15 protein-coding genes are annotated in these 16474 nt (G+C 34.5%); 11 read left to right on the forward strand and 4 right to left on the reverse strand.

Annotated features, from left to right (window positions below; translation table 11 throughout):
- Nucleotides 1-109: 109 nt before the first annotated feature.
- Nucleotides 110-988 (forward strand): 4,5-DOPA dioxygenase extradiol, encoded by an 879-nt coding sequence (gene ygiD, locus Q0075_RS01395; RefSeq protein WP_297867953.1) that lies wholly within the window; start codon nucleotides 110-112, stop codon nucleotides 986-988.
- Here the strand turns inward: ygiD and Q0075_RS01400 are convergent, their stop codons facing one another.
- Genes Q0075_RS01400 through Q0075_RS01410 form a run of 3 tightly spaced genes read right to left on the reverse strand, consistent with a single transcriptional unit; the run spans nucleotide 989 to nucleotide 3726 of the window.
- Nucleotides 989-2170 carry a serine hydrolase domain-containing protein gene (locus Q0075_RS01400; protein WP_297867954.1) on the reverse strand — a complete coding sequence of 394 codons (1182 nt, stop codon included), beginning with the start codon at nucleotides 2168-2170 and terminating at the stop codon, nucleotides 989-991.
- Complete coding sequence (locus Q0075_RS01405; RefSeq protein WP_297867955.1) at nucleotides 2160-2606, reverse strand: PH domain-containing protein; 447 nt, start codon at nucleotides 2604-2606, stop codon at nucleotides 2160-2162. The genes Q0075_RS01400 and Q0075_RS01405 overlap by 11 nt, the downstream gene beginning before the upstream one ends.
- 1 nt (nucleotide 2607) lies before the next feature.
- Complete coding sequence (locus Q0075_RS01410) at nucleotides 2608-3726, reverse strand: C1 family peptidase (protein WP_297867956.1); 1119 nt, start codon at nucleotides 3724-3726, stop codon at nucleotides 2608-2610.
- Between the two features lie 95 nt (nucleotides 3727-3821).
- Here Q0075_RS01410 and Q0075_RS01415 point away from each other — a divergent pair, with 95 nt between their 5' ends.
- The 9 genes from Q0075_RS01415 (at nucleotide 3822) to Q0075_RS01455 (ending at nucleotide 12464) form a co-directional block, all read left to right on the forward strand.
- The gene (locus tag Q0075_RS01415) at nucleotides 3822-4661 is read left to right on the forward strand and encodes a 1,4-dihydroxy-2-naphthoyl-CoA synthase (RefSeq protein WP_073584476.1); all 840 of its coding nucleotides are present in this window, start codon (nucleotides 3822-3824) and stop codon (nucleotides 4659-4661) included.
- 166 nt (nucleotides 4662-4827) lie between these two features.
- Nucleotides 4828-5415 (forward strand): outer membrane beta-barrel protein, encoded by a 588-nt coding sequence (locus Q0075_RS01420; RefSeq protein ID WP_297867957.1) that lies wholly within the window; start codon nucleotides 4828-4830, stop codon nucleotides 5413-5415.
- A gap of 3 nt (nucleotides 5416-5418) precedes the next feature.
- Entirely contained in the window at nucleotides 5419-5997 is a 579-nt protein-coding gene (locus tag Q0075_RS01425; protein WP_297867958.1) for a PH domain-containing protein, read from the forward strand.
- Nucleotides 5990-7492 carry a PH domain-containing protein gene (locus Q0075_RS01430; RefSeq protein ID WP_297867959.1) on the forward strand — a complete coding sequence of 501 codons (1503 nt, stop codon included), beginning with the start codon at nucleotides 5990-5992 and terminating at the stop codon, nucleotides 7490-7492. The genes Q0075_RS01425 and Q0075_RS01430 overlap by 8 nt, the downstream gene beginning before the upstream one ends.
- Nucleotides 7493-7725: 233 nt before the next feature.
- Nucleotides 7726-8616, forward strand: a complete 891-nt coding sequence (menA, locus tag Q0075_RS01435; protein WP_297867960.1) for a 1,4-dihydroxy-2-naphthoate octaprenyltransferase — start codon at nucleotides 7726-7728, stop codon at nucleotides 8614-8616.
- Nucleotides 8617-8653: 37 nt separating this feature from the next.
- A complete protein-coding gene (locus Q0075_RS01440) occupies nucleotides 8654-9331 on the forward strand; it encodes a metal-dependent hydrolase (RefSeq protein ID WP_297867961.1) in 678 nt (225 codons plus the stop codon).
- Nucleotides 9332-9458: 127 nt separating this feature from the next.
- Nucleotides 9459-10655: a tetratricopeptide repeat protein gene (locus Q0075_RS01445; protein WP_297867962.1), complete on the forward strand. Its 1197-nt coding sequence runs from the start codon at nucleotides 9459-9461 to the stop codon at nucleotides 10653-10655.
- Between the two features lie 79 nt (nucleotides 10656-10734).
- Complete coding sequence (locus tag Q0075_RS01450) at nucleotides 10735-11784, forward strand: o-succinylbenzoate synthase (RefSeq protein WP_297867963.1); 1050 nt, start codon at nucleotides 10735-10737, stop codon at nucleotides 11782-11784.
- Nucleotides 11785-11882: 98 nt separating this feature from the next.
- Nucleotides 11883-12464 (forward strand): tRNA-(ms[2]io[6]A)-hydroxylase, encoded by a 582-nt coding sequence (locus tag Q0075_RS01455; protein WP_297867964.1) that lies wholly within the window; start codon nucleotides 11883-11885, stop codon nucleotides 12462-12464.
- 386 nt (nucleotides 12465-12850) lie between these two features.
- On the opposite strand, the gene Q0075_RS01460 is transcribed toward Q0075_RS01455, so the two are convergent.
- Nucleotides 12851-14065, reverse strand: coding sequence for a glycosyltransferase family 4 protein (locus tag Q0075_RS01460; protein ID WP_297867965.1), 1215 nt, complete (start codon nucleotides 14063-14065; stop codon nucleotides 12851-12853).
- A gap of 822 nt (nucleotides 14066-14887) precedes the next feature.
- On the opposite strand from Q0075_RS01460, the gene Q0075_RS01465 reads away from it, so the two are divergent.
- Nucleotides 14888-15400, forward strand: a complete 513-nt coding sequence (locus Q0075_RS01465; RefSeq protein WP_297867966.1) for an NUDIX domain-containing protein — start codon at nucleotides 14888-14890, stop codon at nucleotides 15398-15400.
- Nucleotides 15401-16474 lie beyond the last annotated feature (1074 nt).

Consider the following 16474-nt stretch of genomic DNA (forward strand, 5'->3'; position numbering starts at 1 on the left):
CAGAAATATTAACAACTTAAAAATTAATCTAGTTTAATAATGCACTACGGGTTAAATTAGTATTTTGTATTCTTTTTATTATTACATTTGTATATACAAATATTAATTTATGAATCGCAAGAATTTCATAACTTTACTTTCAGGAGGAATCGCTATGGCAAGTATACAACCGTTCTACGATTGGACAAAAGGATTAGGAGAAGAAGAGGAGAAGATGCCCGTTTTATTCATCGGACACGGTTCACCAATGAATGCTATTGAAGATAATATATTTTCAAAACGTTGGCAACAAATGGGGAAAGAAATTCCAACACCAAAAGCAGTTGTTGTAGTTTCGGCGCATTGGTTAACCAAGGGTACAATGGTTACGGCAATGCCAAGTCCGAAAACGATTCACGATTTTGGAGGTTTTCCTCAAGCCTTATTTGATATACAATATCCAGCACCTGGAAGTCCAGAATTGGCAACTGAAATTCAAAAATTAATTACCAATCCAGCGGTGGAATTAGACCACGATTGGGGATTAGATCACGGCACTTGGTCGGTTGTAAAACACATGTATCCTTTTGCGGATATTCCGGTTTTGCAATTGAGTATTGATTATTACAAACCAGCAGCTTATCATTATGAATTAGCAAAACAATTATTAGCACTTCGTAAAAAAGGGGTTTTAATTATCGGAAGTGGCAATATGGTACACAATTTACGTATGGTAGCTTGGGATAAACTCAACGAACCTGAATACGGATTTGATTGGGCTTTAGAAATGAATGATATCTTTAAAAATAAAATTTCAAACGGTTTTCATAAAGAGTTAATTCAATATGAAAAACTTCATAAAGCGGCAACGTTAGCTATACCAACACCCGATCATTATTATCCTTTGTTGTACATTTTAGCGCTTCAAACGGATAATGATAAAGTGGAATTCTTTAATGATAAAGCGGTTGGAGGTTCGTTAACGATGACTTCGGTAAAAATAGGCTAATTATTCGCCTTCCTCTGCATTGAATTTAAAAGGATAATCACCAAATTTAGGTGCTAAACGTTTCGTCTGATACGTTTTACGAGTAAATTTATTTGAAATAGCAATGATAGTAACGGAATCTTTATGAAGGGTAACTAAAGAAGAAGTGTTCCCATGCCACCAACCGTTGTGAAAGAAGTATTGTTGACCCGTTTCAAATTCTAACATTCGGATTCCTAAACCGTAGTTTTTGGTTCCTTTTCTTTCATAACTGTAGCCTTTGTACATTTCTTCCTTCATTTTAGCACTAAGGAATTTATCAGAATATAGCGCTAAATCAAATTTTAGTAAATCACGTGGAGTAGAATAGATGTTTTTATCGCCATACACTTGGTCTAAAAATTCAAAAGCCAAACGCAAATAATTATTTTTATACGATTGACTCACTTCATCTTTCTTGTTTAAATCGTCGAAAACAAACGTATTTTTCATTCCTAGAGGATCAAAAATCATTTCTTGAAGCACTTTTGGATACGTTTTATTCGTTACTTTTTCAATGATTAAAGCCAATAAAGCATAATTTGTATTGCAATAGCCAAAACGGGTTCCCGGTTTAGATTCCAATCCAATATTTTTGGTAGCTAACAACGTTAATACATCTTGATTGGTTAGCGTTTTCTTTTTATCCCAAACACCTTTATCGTCAGTGAAATAGGCATAATTTCTCAAACCACTTCGGTGATTTAAAAGCATTCTTACAGTGGTTTCTTTGTGTGGAAATTCTGGTAGAATAGATTGAACAGGTTCATCCAATTCTAATTTGTTATCATCTACTAATTTTAAAACAGTTACTGCTGTAATCACTTTACTAACGGACGCGATGTGTAAAGGAGTATCTTGTTTTATGGAATCGCCTTTTTCTTTGTAGGCATAGCCACTGTAATTTTCATATAAGATTTCACCATTTTTAGCTACCAAAAACGAACCACTGAAATCTTTTGCATTGAATTTTTTATCGTAAAATGCCTCCATTTCATTTCCCATTCTTTTTTTGTAAATGGTGGTCAAAGGAGTAAAGTTTACGGCATATTCAGAAACATTACCTTCTTTATCTTTTAAGGTAGATTCTTTGTTTTCGTCGGGTTTATTTTGGCAATTAAAAAGTAGTAAACTTAAACTTACAAGTACTATTTTATTCAACATAAGGCGTATTCTTAAACGTAATATTTGGATTTAGGCGTTGCAATGTAGCAATAAATTCTTGTTGTTTTTCAGGAGAAATGTAAATATCATCATATTTGTTATAAGTAATAATTAATCCAATATGACTCAATGCTGGTTTCCAAATAGTTGGCACAAAAATTCCTTTGTGATATTCAATATTATTGATTTTAGTTACATCAATTTTACCTTTAAAAGGACCCGATTTCCAATGTAAATCCGTATTCTCAATCTTGTAAAAAGTACTTTTGTAGGTCCAAATTAGTAACAAAATCAAAAGAAGATGAATACTACTAATCACAAAGAGAGCAGTATAGTTGTCATCAAATAGAGCAGGAATTGTTAGTAAAAGTAGCAATATAATGCTACCTAAATAAACATATTTATTCAATTTACTAACTGCCGATTTGAAAATCATATTACAACCCTAATTTCTTCTTAGTTTCTTTAGAAATTCCATCTTTATGCACCATAACTGAAATCGCTTTTAATTTCATGTAAGGAACACTCATATACACATAACCGCCATTTGCCACTCTCTTTTCGTCGCTTCCCCAAGAGTTTTTTACTTTGTAATACACATTTCCTTTTTGGTCTTTTACTTTACCCACAATGTGCATTAAATGGTCGTCAGTTGTCGTAAGATTTTCAAATTCTTGTTGACGGAATTCAGGTGTGATTTTCTTTTCGACAACAATTTCAGCCAAACCCGTTTTAGTATCTTCTTCTTTTTCTGGAATAAAAGCAACACCATATTTTCCTGAAAAAGTTGGTTCTGAAACATCACAATCTAAAGAAAGCGAGTAACCATTAGCCAAAGCGTTGTCAATATTAGCAATAAATTCATCTAACGGTAAATTATACATGCTTCCGTTTGAAAAGTTATCTGGAATATTCAAAATGAACGGTTTGTAATTCGCTTCATGCGTAAACGAAGTCAAAGTCACATAATTTTTTGGGTTGATTTTAGCAAATTCAGCAAATGATTTCGGCGTATAATTTTTGCCTTCGTATTCAAATTTGGTTGGAATACTTCCTAAATAAATATCTAAAACGGCACTAATCGCTTGTTTCCAATTTGGAGATAATTTCTTTGCCGGATTTTCTACATACGTTTTCAACATCGCTTCTAAAACCGCAACCATTTCCGCATGATTGTGTTTGTTGGCATCGTCACTTAATCCATCATAAATGCTATTTGGAACCAATCCGTATTTTGCTACGCTGTTGATTACATCGTGCGCCAGAGCACCTTCGCTAAAATTAGCCTTCCCTTGGCGTAGAACATAATTTTCTGCTTTTAACGGATACGTAGTTCTTGCTTGATACATTTCAGAAAGATCTATTTTCTTACCTGTTAAGCGAATAATTTCCGATTCTAAAAACGACGAAGTAGAGAAACTCCAACACGTTCCCGTAATATCTTGAGAGATGACAGGCAAACATTCTACATCATTAACTTTCTGAAATTCATAGTTTTGAGCCGAAGCTGTAAAAAAGGATGCGCTTACTAGTAATCCAATATATAATTTTTTCATATGACTTATTGATTTGAAATTGCAATATAATGCAAAAAATGAATTATTTTTACGGAAATTTACATTTTATAAAATCGACTTAAATATTTGAAAAAATGAGCAAAATCGAATGGAAAACCGTTAGAGAATTTGAAGATATTACGTATAAAAAATGCAATGGTGTTGCGAGAATTGCTTTCAACCGTCCAGATGTAAGAAATGCATTTCGTCCTAAAACCACTAAAGAATTAATAGAAGCCTTTTACGATGCGCAAGAAGATACTTCTATTGGAGTGGTATTGCTTTCGGCTGAAGGACCAAGTTCTAAAGATGGGATTTGGAGTTTTTGTAGTGGTGGCGACCAAAAAGCACGCGGACATCAAGGTTACGTAGGAGAGGATGGTTACCACAGATTAAACATTTTAGAAGTACAACGTATGATTCGTTTCATGCCTAAAGCGGTGATTTGTGTAGTTCCGGGATGGGCTGTTGGTGGTGGACATTCGCTTCATGTAGTTTGTGATTTAACGTTGGCGAGTAAAGAACACGCGATTTTCAAACAAACTGATGCTGACGTTACGAGTTTCGATGGAGGCTATGGTTCGGCTTACTTAGCTAAAATGGTGGGACAAAAGAAAGCGAGAGAGATTTTCTTCTTAGGTAGAAATTACTCCGCTCAAGACGCTTTTGAAATGGGAATGGTAAATGCAGTGATTCCGCATGCTGAGTTAGAAGATACGGCTTACGAATGGGCACAAGAAATTCTAGCCAAATCACCAACCTCAATTAAAATGTTAAAATTCGCTATGAATTTAACCGATGATGGAATGGTAGGCCAACAAGTTTTTGCTGGTGAAGCTACTCGTTTAGCGTATATGACAGACGAGGCTAAAGAAGGAAGAGATGCGTTCTTAGAAAAACGTAAACCAAATTTCGAAAAGAAATATTTACCTTAATAAGGTGATGGATGAAAGGTGATGGGTGATTGATTTTGTTATTCCGAGCTTGCTAGGAATCTCCTACGAAGTAGGCTAACCCTTGAGCGAAGCAAAAGCAATTGTCCTTGAACTTGTCCTTGAATTTGTCCTTGAACTTGAACTTAAATATTATAATTATTACATAATGAAAAATAATTTTTTAGCCTTATTTTTAATTTGTGCCAGCTTTTTATTTGCCCAAGAGGATACTAACAAACCGACTAAATTCCAAGTAGGAGTCCATTATGTTGGCAATCTTCGTAATGATAATATTATCAGTGACGGCTTTAATGGTGTTGTTGGAATTTCAGCTAATTACGCGGTGTATCAAAACGATATGATTTCGGTTTTTGGCGGTTTGAATGTTGATTATCTTCAAACTAGAAATTCTTTTTTAAAGGACGATATGTTAATTTGGAATCCCAATGCAAGTATTGAAATAGATGCTTTTAAAGGAAAATTAAAACCGTTCTTTGGATTAGGATATGCTTTCTTTTCCAATCATATCATGTATTCAACAGGTGTATTAGATCCGATGGACCCCTCTATCATTGTAAGCGAGAAAAAAATAAGTTTTAACGGATTTACAATTAATCCTGGCTTGAAATATCATGTTTCTAATTTACTTTTTATAGAAGGGAGCTACAAATATTTTCCTGTAAATTCTAATGATATTGTTGGAAAAACCACTAATACGCATTTTATCAATTTAGGCGTTGGCTTTAAATTTTAAACTATGACCGAATTCACTAATAATCCTATCGACATAACCCAACTTCCAAAATTCGAAGAAGTGCAATTGAAAGGTTTAAATTCGAAATATATCACAGTTTTACTTTTTAATTTTTCATTGCTTTTAATTTTGGTTATCGGAGGATTTTCAGCTTTGTTTTATTTCAAACAAGACGCTTTTTCCAATACAATTTGGATGGCAATTTTAGTTGGACTAGTATTGTTTTTAGCAGGATTAGTAGTGTTTACGAAATTTAGTTTTCAGAAAAAAGGATATGCTTTTAGAGAACACGATGCTATTTATAAATCAGGATTAATTTCGGAAACTACTACGATTATTCCATTTAATAGAGTGCAACATGTGGCTTTGCATCAGGGATTTATCTCTAGAAAATTAGGATTAGCTTCTGTCGAATTATTTACCGCTGGTGGTAGTAGTTCGGATTTAGAAATTCCGGGTTTGCTTTTAGCAGATGCGCAGCTTATTAAGAATTTGGTTTCCCAAAAAATCAATCCGCCAAAGCAAGACGAACCAATTGAAGTAGCACCAACAGAAACTCCATTAACTGAAGAACATGAATAAATCAGTCGATTTTTCACAACCGCAACGGCAATCGCTTCCGGGAATTTTGGTCATGTTTGCCCATTCCTTACAGAAGACCGTTCGTGCTTTGTGGCCGATGTTGTTGATTTGGATAGTCAAGTTTGATTCACTTAATAAATTGGTTTTCTTTGGAAGTGTAGCGGGTGTTGTTTTGATAATTGCAATCATTTCGTACTTGCAATATTTGTTTTTCACGTTTCATATTGATGAAGAAAATGGTGAATTTGTCATTCAAAAAGGAATTTTAAACAAAACTAGAATTACCATTCAGTTGCATAAAATTCAGCAAGTTAACATCAATCAAAGTTTGATTCAGCGTTTGGTTGGCGTACATAAATTAGAAATAGACACTGCTGGAAGTGATAAAAAAGAAGCTTCTATCAGTGCGATTTCACATGAGTTAGCGACTATTCTAAAAGAACGATTAATTAATCATTCGCAATTAGAAGCAACTGAAAACTCTGAAAAAGTGATGGATGAAGTAACGCCAAGCTCTTTCATAAAAATAGGATTACCTAGTTTGATAAAAATCGGATTTACTTCGAATTACATCAAAAGTTTTGCTTTGATTTTTCTGTTTTTTACCACGATTGTTGAAAATTTACAACAGCTAAATGCAGAAGTAATCGATGAAGATCAAGTAACTAATTATTTGGATACGTTACCGGTTTATACTTCTATTTTTATTGTAATAGGTTTCTTTATTACCTTGATTTTACTGGTAAATTTAGTTCGAACGATTCTAAAATATTTCGATTTCACTATTCAGAAAAGTAAACAAGCGATTATTTTATCATACGGATTACTTTCGACAAAAAACACGTTGTTGAATCCGAATAAAGTTCAGAAAATTAAAGTTACCCAAAACTACTTTCAAAAGAAGTTGGATGTGACCACGATTGGTATACATCAAGCCTCAAGTGATGCAGAGAAAGTAAAAGAAAAAGACCAAATTGAAGTCCCGGGTTGTACTGAAAACGAACGTGATGCTATTCTAAAATTGTTATTAGGGCAATTGCCTCAAAAAGGGACGATGTATTTGCCGAATTGGAGAAAATTAGCAGTAAATACGTTTTTCTTTTTACTAGTCCCAATAGTCATAACCTTATTCCTAAATCACAAAACGGAATTCGTAGCTTGGAACGATTGGTTCATGTATACGGCTATTTTTTCTGTTTTCGCCGGAGTGATGCTTTGGTTTTCGTTTAAAAATTACAAGCTTTTTGTTTCCAATAATTTCATCATCAAACAAAATGGCGCTTGGGATATCGATACCACAATTATAGAACCGTATAAAATTCAAGCTATCGAAACCCAACAATTCTTTTGGCAAAAAGCAACGAATATTGGTTCGGTTACGCTATCAACAGCAGGAGGAACCGTAAGTTTTACTACTGGAAATTTCACCGAAATCAAGCAATTGGTGAATTATTGGTTGTATGAAGTGGAAACTTGGGAAAAAGGTTGGATGTAGTGGTTGGGTAAAAAGTAAAAAGTAAAAAGTAAAAAGTAAAAAGGGATAAGGGATAAGGGAAAAGAGATAAGGGAAAAGAGATAAGGGAAAAGAGATAGTATTGACTTAGTTTTGTCATTCCGAGCTTGCTAGGAATCTCCTACAAAGTAGGCTTACATTTGAGCGAAGCGAAAACCATTGCCCTTGTACTTGAATTTGCCTTTGCACTTGATATAAATTAAAAAAAAATAATAATGAAACACTGGATACAAGCCGCACGATTACGAACCTTACCACTTTCCGTTTCTGGAATTATTGTGGGAAGCGCTTATGCCCATTACCAAGGCTATTCCGATTGGAGCATTGTGGTTTTGGCGTTATTAACTACGTTAGGATTACAAGTATTATCTAATTACGCCAACGATTACGGAGATGGTGTGAAAGGAACAGATGCAAATAGAATAGGCGAAAAACGTTTAGTGGCTGCCGGAGTTATCACAGCCGAGCAAATGAAAAAAGCGGTAATTATCACTGCAGTTCTGACTTTCATAATTGCGTTGTTATTGATTTACGTGGCATTCGGAAAAGAGAATTTCGCTTTGAGTTTGATATTCATCTTATTAGGAATCGGTTCTATCGGAGCAGCTATTAAATACACGGTTGGAAAAAGCGCTTATGGATATAGCGGTTTTGGCGATGTGTTTGTTTTTATTTTCTTCGGATTGGTTTCGGTAATTGGTTCTAATTTTTTGTTTACCCATTTTATCGATTGGAAGTTATTCTTACCCGCAACAGCTATCGGATTATTAAGTGTAGCGGTACTGAATTTAAACAACATGCGCGATATTGAAAACGATAAAATTGCTGGAAAGAATACGTTGGTAGTGAAAATGGGTTTAAAATGGGCAAAAAAATATCATGAAATTATTTTAGCAACAGGTATGTTGTCATTTATGGTGTTTTTAATGCTGATTAAATCTTCACTATTTCCTGTTTTATTAGTTAATATCCCGATAATTATGAACATGAACAAAGTGAATAAATCGGAAAAATACGAAGACTTCGACCCCGAACTTAAAAAAGTGGCTTTAAGTACATTTGCATTAAGTCTATTATTTTGGTTAACTTTAGTCTTTCTAAACTAATCACTTTTTACTAATTCTTTTCACTAAAAAATAAACTATGAAAATCACATTTTACGGACACGCTTGTATCGGAATTGAAGTTAATGACGTTCACATTTTAGTGGACCCCTTCATTTCCGGAAATCCAAAGGCTTCTCACATTGATATCAATACGTTGAAAGCGGATTATATATTGTTAACGCACGCGCATCAAGATCATATCTTAGATGTGGAAGCGATTGCCAAACGTACCGAAGCGGTTATTGTTTCTAACTACGAAATTGCCTCACATTACGGGAATAAAGGCTTTAATTACCATCCCATGAATCACGGCGGAAGTTGGGATTTTGAATTCGGAACCGTGAAATATGTCATTGCACTGCATACGTCTTCATTCCCAGATGGTAGCTATGGTGGACAACCTGGCGGATTTGTTATTGAAGGAGAACACAAAAATATCTACATTGCTGGCGACACGGCTTTAACGATGGATATGAAGCTAATTCCAATGCGTACCAAGTTAGATTTAGCGATTTTACCTATTGGAAGCAATTTCACTATGGATGTAGAAGATGCCATCATTGCCTCTGATTTTGTGGAATGTGATAAAGTGTTAGGCTATCATTTCGACACGTTTGGTTACATCGAAATCAATCATGAAGAAGCCAAACGCAAATTTTTCGACAAAGGAAAAGATTTGATGCTATTAGAAATTGGAGCAAGTATTGAATTGTAAATTTGGTATAAAAATTGAATGGGTATTAAACACAATAGGCTAGCCTATGTTTTCTATGTAAAGTGTAACGCCTAAAAATAAACACCAAGTAGAACTATGATGCTATGTGGTTAAAAAATAAATTAAAATGAATAAAATAGTTTACTACTTATCCGCTGTATTGTTTTCAAGCTCAATTTATGCTCAAAGAGAAGGTTTTTGGGACAAAGAAAGAGCAACCACAAAAGAAATAACACTTTCAGCCGGAAAACGCGCTTTGATTAAAACCGAAGATTTACCTGTTGGAACCACCGAATTTGTATACCGAATCACCGTTTTAGACGAAAATCAGAAGTTGACTTCGAGTTTGGTTTCGGTATTGAAAGCGATTCCTGATCCTACGGGAATTAGCCAAGGAACGGCTGGTGCGATTCATTTAACATCAGCTATTTCGGGTGATGATAAATGTACGTTTGCTTTGTTTCAAGAAGCAAATGCAGCTAATTTATTCCTAAAAGAAGGTAAAACCGATAGAGCTTGTTGGGAACAAAAAGAAAAAGTAAACAAAGAGGCCAAATTGATTACGTCTTCTTCGTTATGTTTGACCAATTTACCTAATTTATGGTTCGGATTTGAAAGTCAGAACTGGGTCATGAATCAAAAAATTGTTTTAGAAGTCGTGCCTTGGGTAGATTATAAAGCGAGCAGAGGTTGGGACAAAACGACTAAAAATGAGATATTAAACTTAGCTAAAAAGTTGCCAGTTGTTTCAAAATTGAACAAAAAAGAGGCTTTTTATGCTGCTTTTATCGAAAATGTTGCGAAAAAGTACACCTACAGAGAATTTTCGCAATTATTAAATGTGGAGAAAAATAGTGCCGTTGAGAAAATCACTGAAGAAAGTTTAAAAGGAACGGGAGAAGTAAAAGCCTATTATGATATTATCCGAGAGAAATCAAACGCTGCTTTCCAAAAAGGAAATTATGAGGAAGCGATTTCGATTCTTTCCACCGAAATGTTTGCTAAGAATCGAGCGACTTACATCGATTATAGACTTTTAGGGGATTATTATTTGTATTCAAAACAGTTCACAAAAGCCGAAGAAACCTATAACAAAGGTCTAAAATTAAATCCATCCGAAATCCATTTTCAGTTGAATTTAGCCCATGTTTATTTGTTTACTGACAGAATTTCAGAAGCTAAAGATATTCATAAAAAATACACTCATGAAAGCTTATCCAATGGGAAAACCTGGATAGCGCAAACAAAATCAGATTTAAAAGAATTCGAAAAACATAGATTACCAAACGACAACTTCAAGAAAATCTTGAGAATCTTAGAATAAAATATCAATTACAAGTTCAAGTACAAAAATCAACTTCAAACTTTGAAATTTGTTCTTGAATTTGTCCTTGTACTTGAATATGAAAGCAACCTACAAAAAATACATTCTCAATTTCAAACGTCCAAGTGGCACTTCTCGCGGCATAATGACAGAGAAAGAAACTTGGTTTTTAATCTTGGAAGAAAAGGGTAAAATTGGAATAGGGGAATGTGGTATTTTACGAACCCTTTCTATTGATGATAGACCCGATTATGAAGCAAAATTACAATGGGTTTGCCAGAACATTCATTTGGGTAAAGACCAATTGTGGAATGAATTATTGGAGTTTCCTTCGATTCAGTTTGGTGTGGAGATGGCATTTTTGTCTTTAGCTTCAAAGACACCTTTCGATTTGTTTCCTTCGGAATTTACAACTGGTAAAAAAAATATGTTAATCAACGGTTTGGTTTGGATGGGCGAGGAGCACTTCATGAAAACCCAAATCGAAGAAAAACTAGCCCAAGGATTTTCGTGTATAAAACTAAAAATTGGTGCGATTGATTTCGAAAAAGAATTGGGATTGTTGCGATTTATTCGCCAAAATTTTGATGCTAAAACCATTGAAATTCGAGTAGATGCGAACGGTGCTTTTGATTCAAAAGAAGCTTTAAGTAAATTAAATCAATTAGCTGAATTTGAATTACATAGTATTGAGCAACCCATTAAAGCCAATCAACGTCAAGAGATGAAAATGCTTTGCCAACAAACGCCTTTTCCAATTGCGTTAGACGAAGAGTTAATTGGTGTGTTTGGTGTTGAGAATAAACGAAAATTACTAGAAGAAATTCAACCCCAATACATCATTTTAAAACCAAGTTTAGTCGGTGGTTTCAAAGGAACTTTAGAATGGATTTCGATAGCAGAAAGTTTAAATATCGGTTGGTGGATAACTTCAGCATTAGAAAGCAACATCGGATTGAATTCGATAACTCAATTCACATACACCTTAAATAATCCAATGCCACAAGGTTTAGGAACGGGCGGTTTGTATACGAATAATTTTGATTGTCCGCTGGAAATTGATAAGGGACATATCCAGTATAATGTTACCAAGCAATGGAATATTTCTAATTTAGGAATTTCACTTTAAATACAATAATTTTGCACTATTAATTTGGTGTAAGTGATAGTTTTATAGTTTTTAAAATCAACTTTTTACTTTTCACTTTTCACTTTTCACTTGAAAATATGTTTCGTTTAAAATTACCAACCGACCCAAGATGGGCTAACATAGCCGAAGGAAACTTAGAAGAAATTCTAACCGATCATGCTTGGTGCGAATTGAAAGCGGCTTCTAACGCCATTATGTTAATCAATATGTTGCCTGAGTTCACAGAAATTACTACCGAGTTGACGAAGATTGCGAAAGAAGAAATGGATCATTTTGAGCAAGTGCATGAGATTATCAAAGCGCGTGGTTGGGTTTTAGGTCGCGAACGAAAAGATAGTTATGTAAACGATTTATTTAAGTTTATGAAACCAGGAAATCGCAAGCATTTAATTGTTGAACGCATGTTATTTGCTGCCATGATTGAAGCTAGAAGTTGCGAACGATTCAAAGTGCTTTCCGATAATATAAAAGACGAAGAACTAGCAAAATTTTATCGTGAGTTAATGATCTCAGAAGCCAATCATTACACTTCTTTCTTGCAATTTGCAAACGAGTTAGCTGAAGAAGATTATGACGTTAAAAAGCGTTGGGAAGAATGGTTAGAATTTGAAGCTAAAGTAATTGCGAGTTACGGGAAATCGGAGACGATTCATGGATAAAAGTATGCAGTCTCAGTCTCAGTTTTCAGATATTCTGCGACTGTCAACTGTGACTGTCAACTATTCTTCGCTTCAATCCACTTACTCATATACTTGGTGCTTTGTAGACTTTGATGTTGCAAGATTTGTCCGAAGAAGTTTTGGTTTCTATGTGATTTTAAATCCATTTTAAGTTCTTCAATTCTATTCATAAAATCGGAGGCAAACAATTCCTTTTTGAAACGTTTTTCAATGATTTCATAACCATTTTTTTGAGCGGTTTCCCAAAGGGATTTATTGGTATATAATTCGACCGTTTTTGCTACAAAATCATCTTCATCTCATGGATGAAAGTATGCAGTCTCAGTCTCAGTTTTCAGATATTCTGCGACTGTCAACTTTGACTGTCAACTATTCTTCGCTTCAATCCATTTACTCATATACTTTGTGCTTTGTAGACTTTGATGTTGCAAGATTTGTCCGAAGAAGTTTTGGTTTCTATGTCTTTTTAAATCCATTTTAAGTTCTTCAATTCTATTCATAAAATCAGTGGCAAACAATTCTTTTTTGAAACGTTTTTCAATGATTTCAGAACCATTTTTTTGAGCGGTTTCCCAAATTAAATTATTGGTATACAATTCAACAGCTTTTTCTACAAATTCATTCTCATCGGAAGTGATGAATCCGTTCCAATCTAAATTTCCGTGCATTCCTTCGGCACCCATTTTTGTAGTTATTGAAGGTAATCCTTGTTGCATGGCTTCAAATAGTTTTCCTTTTAAACCCGCTCCGTAAGGAATTGGCGCTAATAAAACTTTTGCTTTTGCATACACGTCTGCAACGCTTTCGGCTCTTCCCTTAATTAAAAAACCTTCTTTTTCGTTATGCAATTGCTTGGCTTTTTCCGAAACATATGCACCATAAACATGAAGTTCGGCTTCGGGAAGTTGTTTTTTGATGGATTTCCACTGTTTTTTTAATTGTAAAACGGTTTGCCAATTAGGTTCGTGCAAAAAGTTGCCGATGCTTACAAAATGATTTCGTTCTTCAAATTTTGGAACATTTGGATTAACTTCTTCCGATAAAAAAGGTAAGTAATATAAAAGTGAAGTATCAATTTTGAATTTTTCAGTTGCCAATTGCTTTTCGTATTCGGAAATCAACAATGTTAAATCACATCTGTAAATCGATGCCATTTCGCGTTTAAAAACATCGGAAATGTAATCTTCAAAAACTAATTCGCGATTTTGTTTGAACGCTACTTCTCGGGCTTTTCTTAAGAAATGTAAATCTTCGGTGTCTAAAATTCGTAAGGCATTCGGACAGTTTTCCATCACACGCCAGCCGTATTGTTCTTCTATCATAAATCGGTCAAAAAGCACTGCATCGGGATTTAACTCTTTGATAAGGGTATCGAAAGAACTGTTATTTAATTGAATCGCTTGCGTTTTAACTGAAATGGTACTCAAATCAAACGAAAAATCCGAAGGCATAGCCGAACACAAAAACGTGATGTCATAGTCTTGCTTTTGAAACAAGGCAATGAGTTGCAACATCCTGCTTCCTGCTGCGGTTGAATTGGGTTCTGGCCATACGGCTCCGATGATGACTAAGTGCTTCATGGGGCAAATATAGTTATATAGTTTTAAGGTTTCAAGTTTCAGTTTTTTGGAACACAGATTGGAGAAATTTAAAATAATCTTTAAAATCTTATATGAACTTAATTCAGCGTAATTTTACTTATATGACTTATATGTTTAATTTTCTTTAGGACGTTGCACTTGAACTGGCACGCTGATGAAACGGGTTTGCTTCGCAAAGCGCTGGTTGTGGCGGATTTTTAGTTACACTAAGTAACACTAAGTTTTGCACAGAGTTACACGGAGTTTCTTTGAAGTGGTTTGTGTTGAAGAGTTACACAGAGGCGTTGCACTTTTATGGGAACGCGGATGACGATGAATTAGTGGATGGTTACGGATTTCTTATGAAAAGTTATAATGTTTAAAGTTCTTGATAAGAATTGTCCCCTTGAGGGGACTACAGGGGTGTTGTGGGTTTGTACTTGATTTTTGAATTTGAACTTGCCCTTTAATTGGCACGCGGATGAAACAGATTTGCTTGCGTAAAACGCTGGTGTTAGCGGATATTTTTAAACACATTGGCACATAGTTTTTTTAGATTGTGTTGTCTGTAGTTTTAGGCGTTACACTTTTCATAGTTCACAATAGAATACATGCATAGTTTGTCATGCTTTTCAGCATCTCTTTTGTACTTGATTTTTGAATTTGAACTTGCCCTTGAATTGGTATGCGAATTGAAAATTTAAAAGTAAATTTGCACTAATCACTAATCACTAATCACTAATCACTAATCACTAATCACTAATCACTAATTACTAATTACTAATTACTAATTACTAATCACTAATTACTAATCACTAAAAAATGAGTTTTTTCAAATTTTGTCCTAGTTGTGCTTCAACGCATTTTACATTTCCTGATAATCGTCGGTTTTTTTGTGAGGATTGCGGTTTTACGTATTATCACAACATTGCGGCGGCTGTAGCGCTTGTTTTTACGTTTGAAGACAAAGTGTTGTTTACGGTTAGAAACGTAGATCCTGATAAAGGGAAATGGGATTTACCTGGTGGCTTTATTGACCCGAATGAAACGGCAGAAGAAGCGGCTTGTAGGGAGATTAGAGAAGAATTGGGCTTGAACTTGCAGCCTTCGGATTTGAAGTATGTTACGACTTCACCGAATAATTACTTATACAAAAACGTGCTGTACCGAACGATGGATATTTTTTATGAATGTGCCTTGCCTTCAGATGCTATCAATGTAGCTGCTGAAGACGAAATTCAGGAATTAATTTGGGTAAAACGCTCTGAAATTGATTTGGATAAAATTGGTTTTGTTTCGATTCGAAATGTGATAGGAGAAAAGTATTTGGAATAGTTTATTTTGTTTTTCAGGTTTTTGGAACACAGATTGAAGAAATTGAAGTCATCTTTAAAATTTTAATTACCTGATATTTCTTAGAAAGAATTGTCCCCTTGAGGTCCCGATAGGTATCGGGATTAGGGGTGTTACAGTTGTGATTTTACCGCAGATTAACAGATTTTAAATGATGTAGCGGTTGTGATTTTACACCGAGCTACACCGAGTTTCTTTTGAAGTGGATAGCGTTGAGAGAGCTGCACAGAGGCGTTTTACTTGTTTGATTTAAAAGAGTTAAAGTAAAATTTCTTAGAAAGAATTGTCCCCTTGAGGTGACTTTAGGGGTGTTACGTGTGTTTTGAATGTTGAATGATGAATAACGAATGTTGAAAGTTGAATTTGATTTTTGCCCTTGAACTTGCCCTTGTTTTTGCTTTGTAATACACATTGATGAAATTGAAATAATTTTTAAAATTTAAATGCCCAGAAATCTTTAGAAATTCATTGACACGATTGTCATCCTGAGCGGAGTCGAAGGCTAATGAAAAAGTATAGCACTAAAATTTCTTAGAAAGAATTGTCCCCTTGAGGGGACTTTAGGGGTGTTACAGTTGTTATTTTACACCGAGCTTCACCGAGTTTCTTTTGAAGTGGATAGCGTTGAGAGAGCTACACAGAGCGTTTTACTTGTTTGAGTTTTCTAACCGCCCAGTTTGTCGTGCTGCTAAGCATCTCTATTGATTTTTGCCCTTGAACTTGCCCTTGAACTTGCCCTTGCCCTTGAATTTGCTCTTTCCCTTGCCCTTGCCCTTTAAATTATCATTATACAATTTTGCAAAAGAAAACAAAGCTTTGATGTGTTGAAAAAGAATACTTACTTCCAAGCAACATAAATTTGTGAGCTCCTTATTTTTAGGAGATTTGTGTGGTATAATGTGTAATTTTTTAAAAGTTAACAAATTGAAATTCAGCAGATTAAAAACCTATATTAATTCACTGACAATCACTAAAGTTGTTTAAAACTTGCTCCAATTGTGAATAAGTTTGACTTTCTTTTTTCCTACAAATTTATAAACTTTGTAAACGTCGGTT

This window comes from uncultured Flavobacterium sp. (assembly GCF_937967675.1).
Lineage (GTDB): Bacteria > Bacteroidota > Bacteroidia > Flavobacteriales > Flavobacteriaceae > Flavobacterium.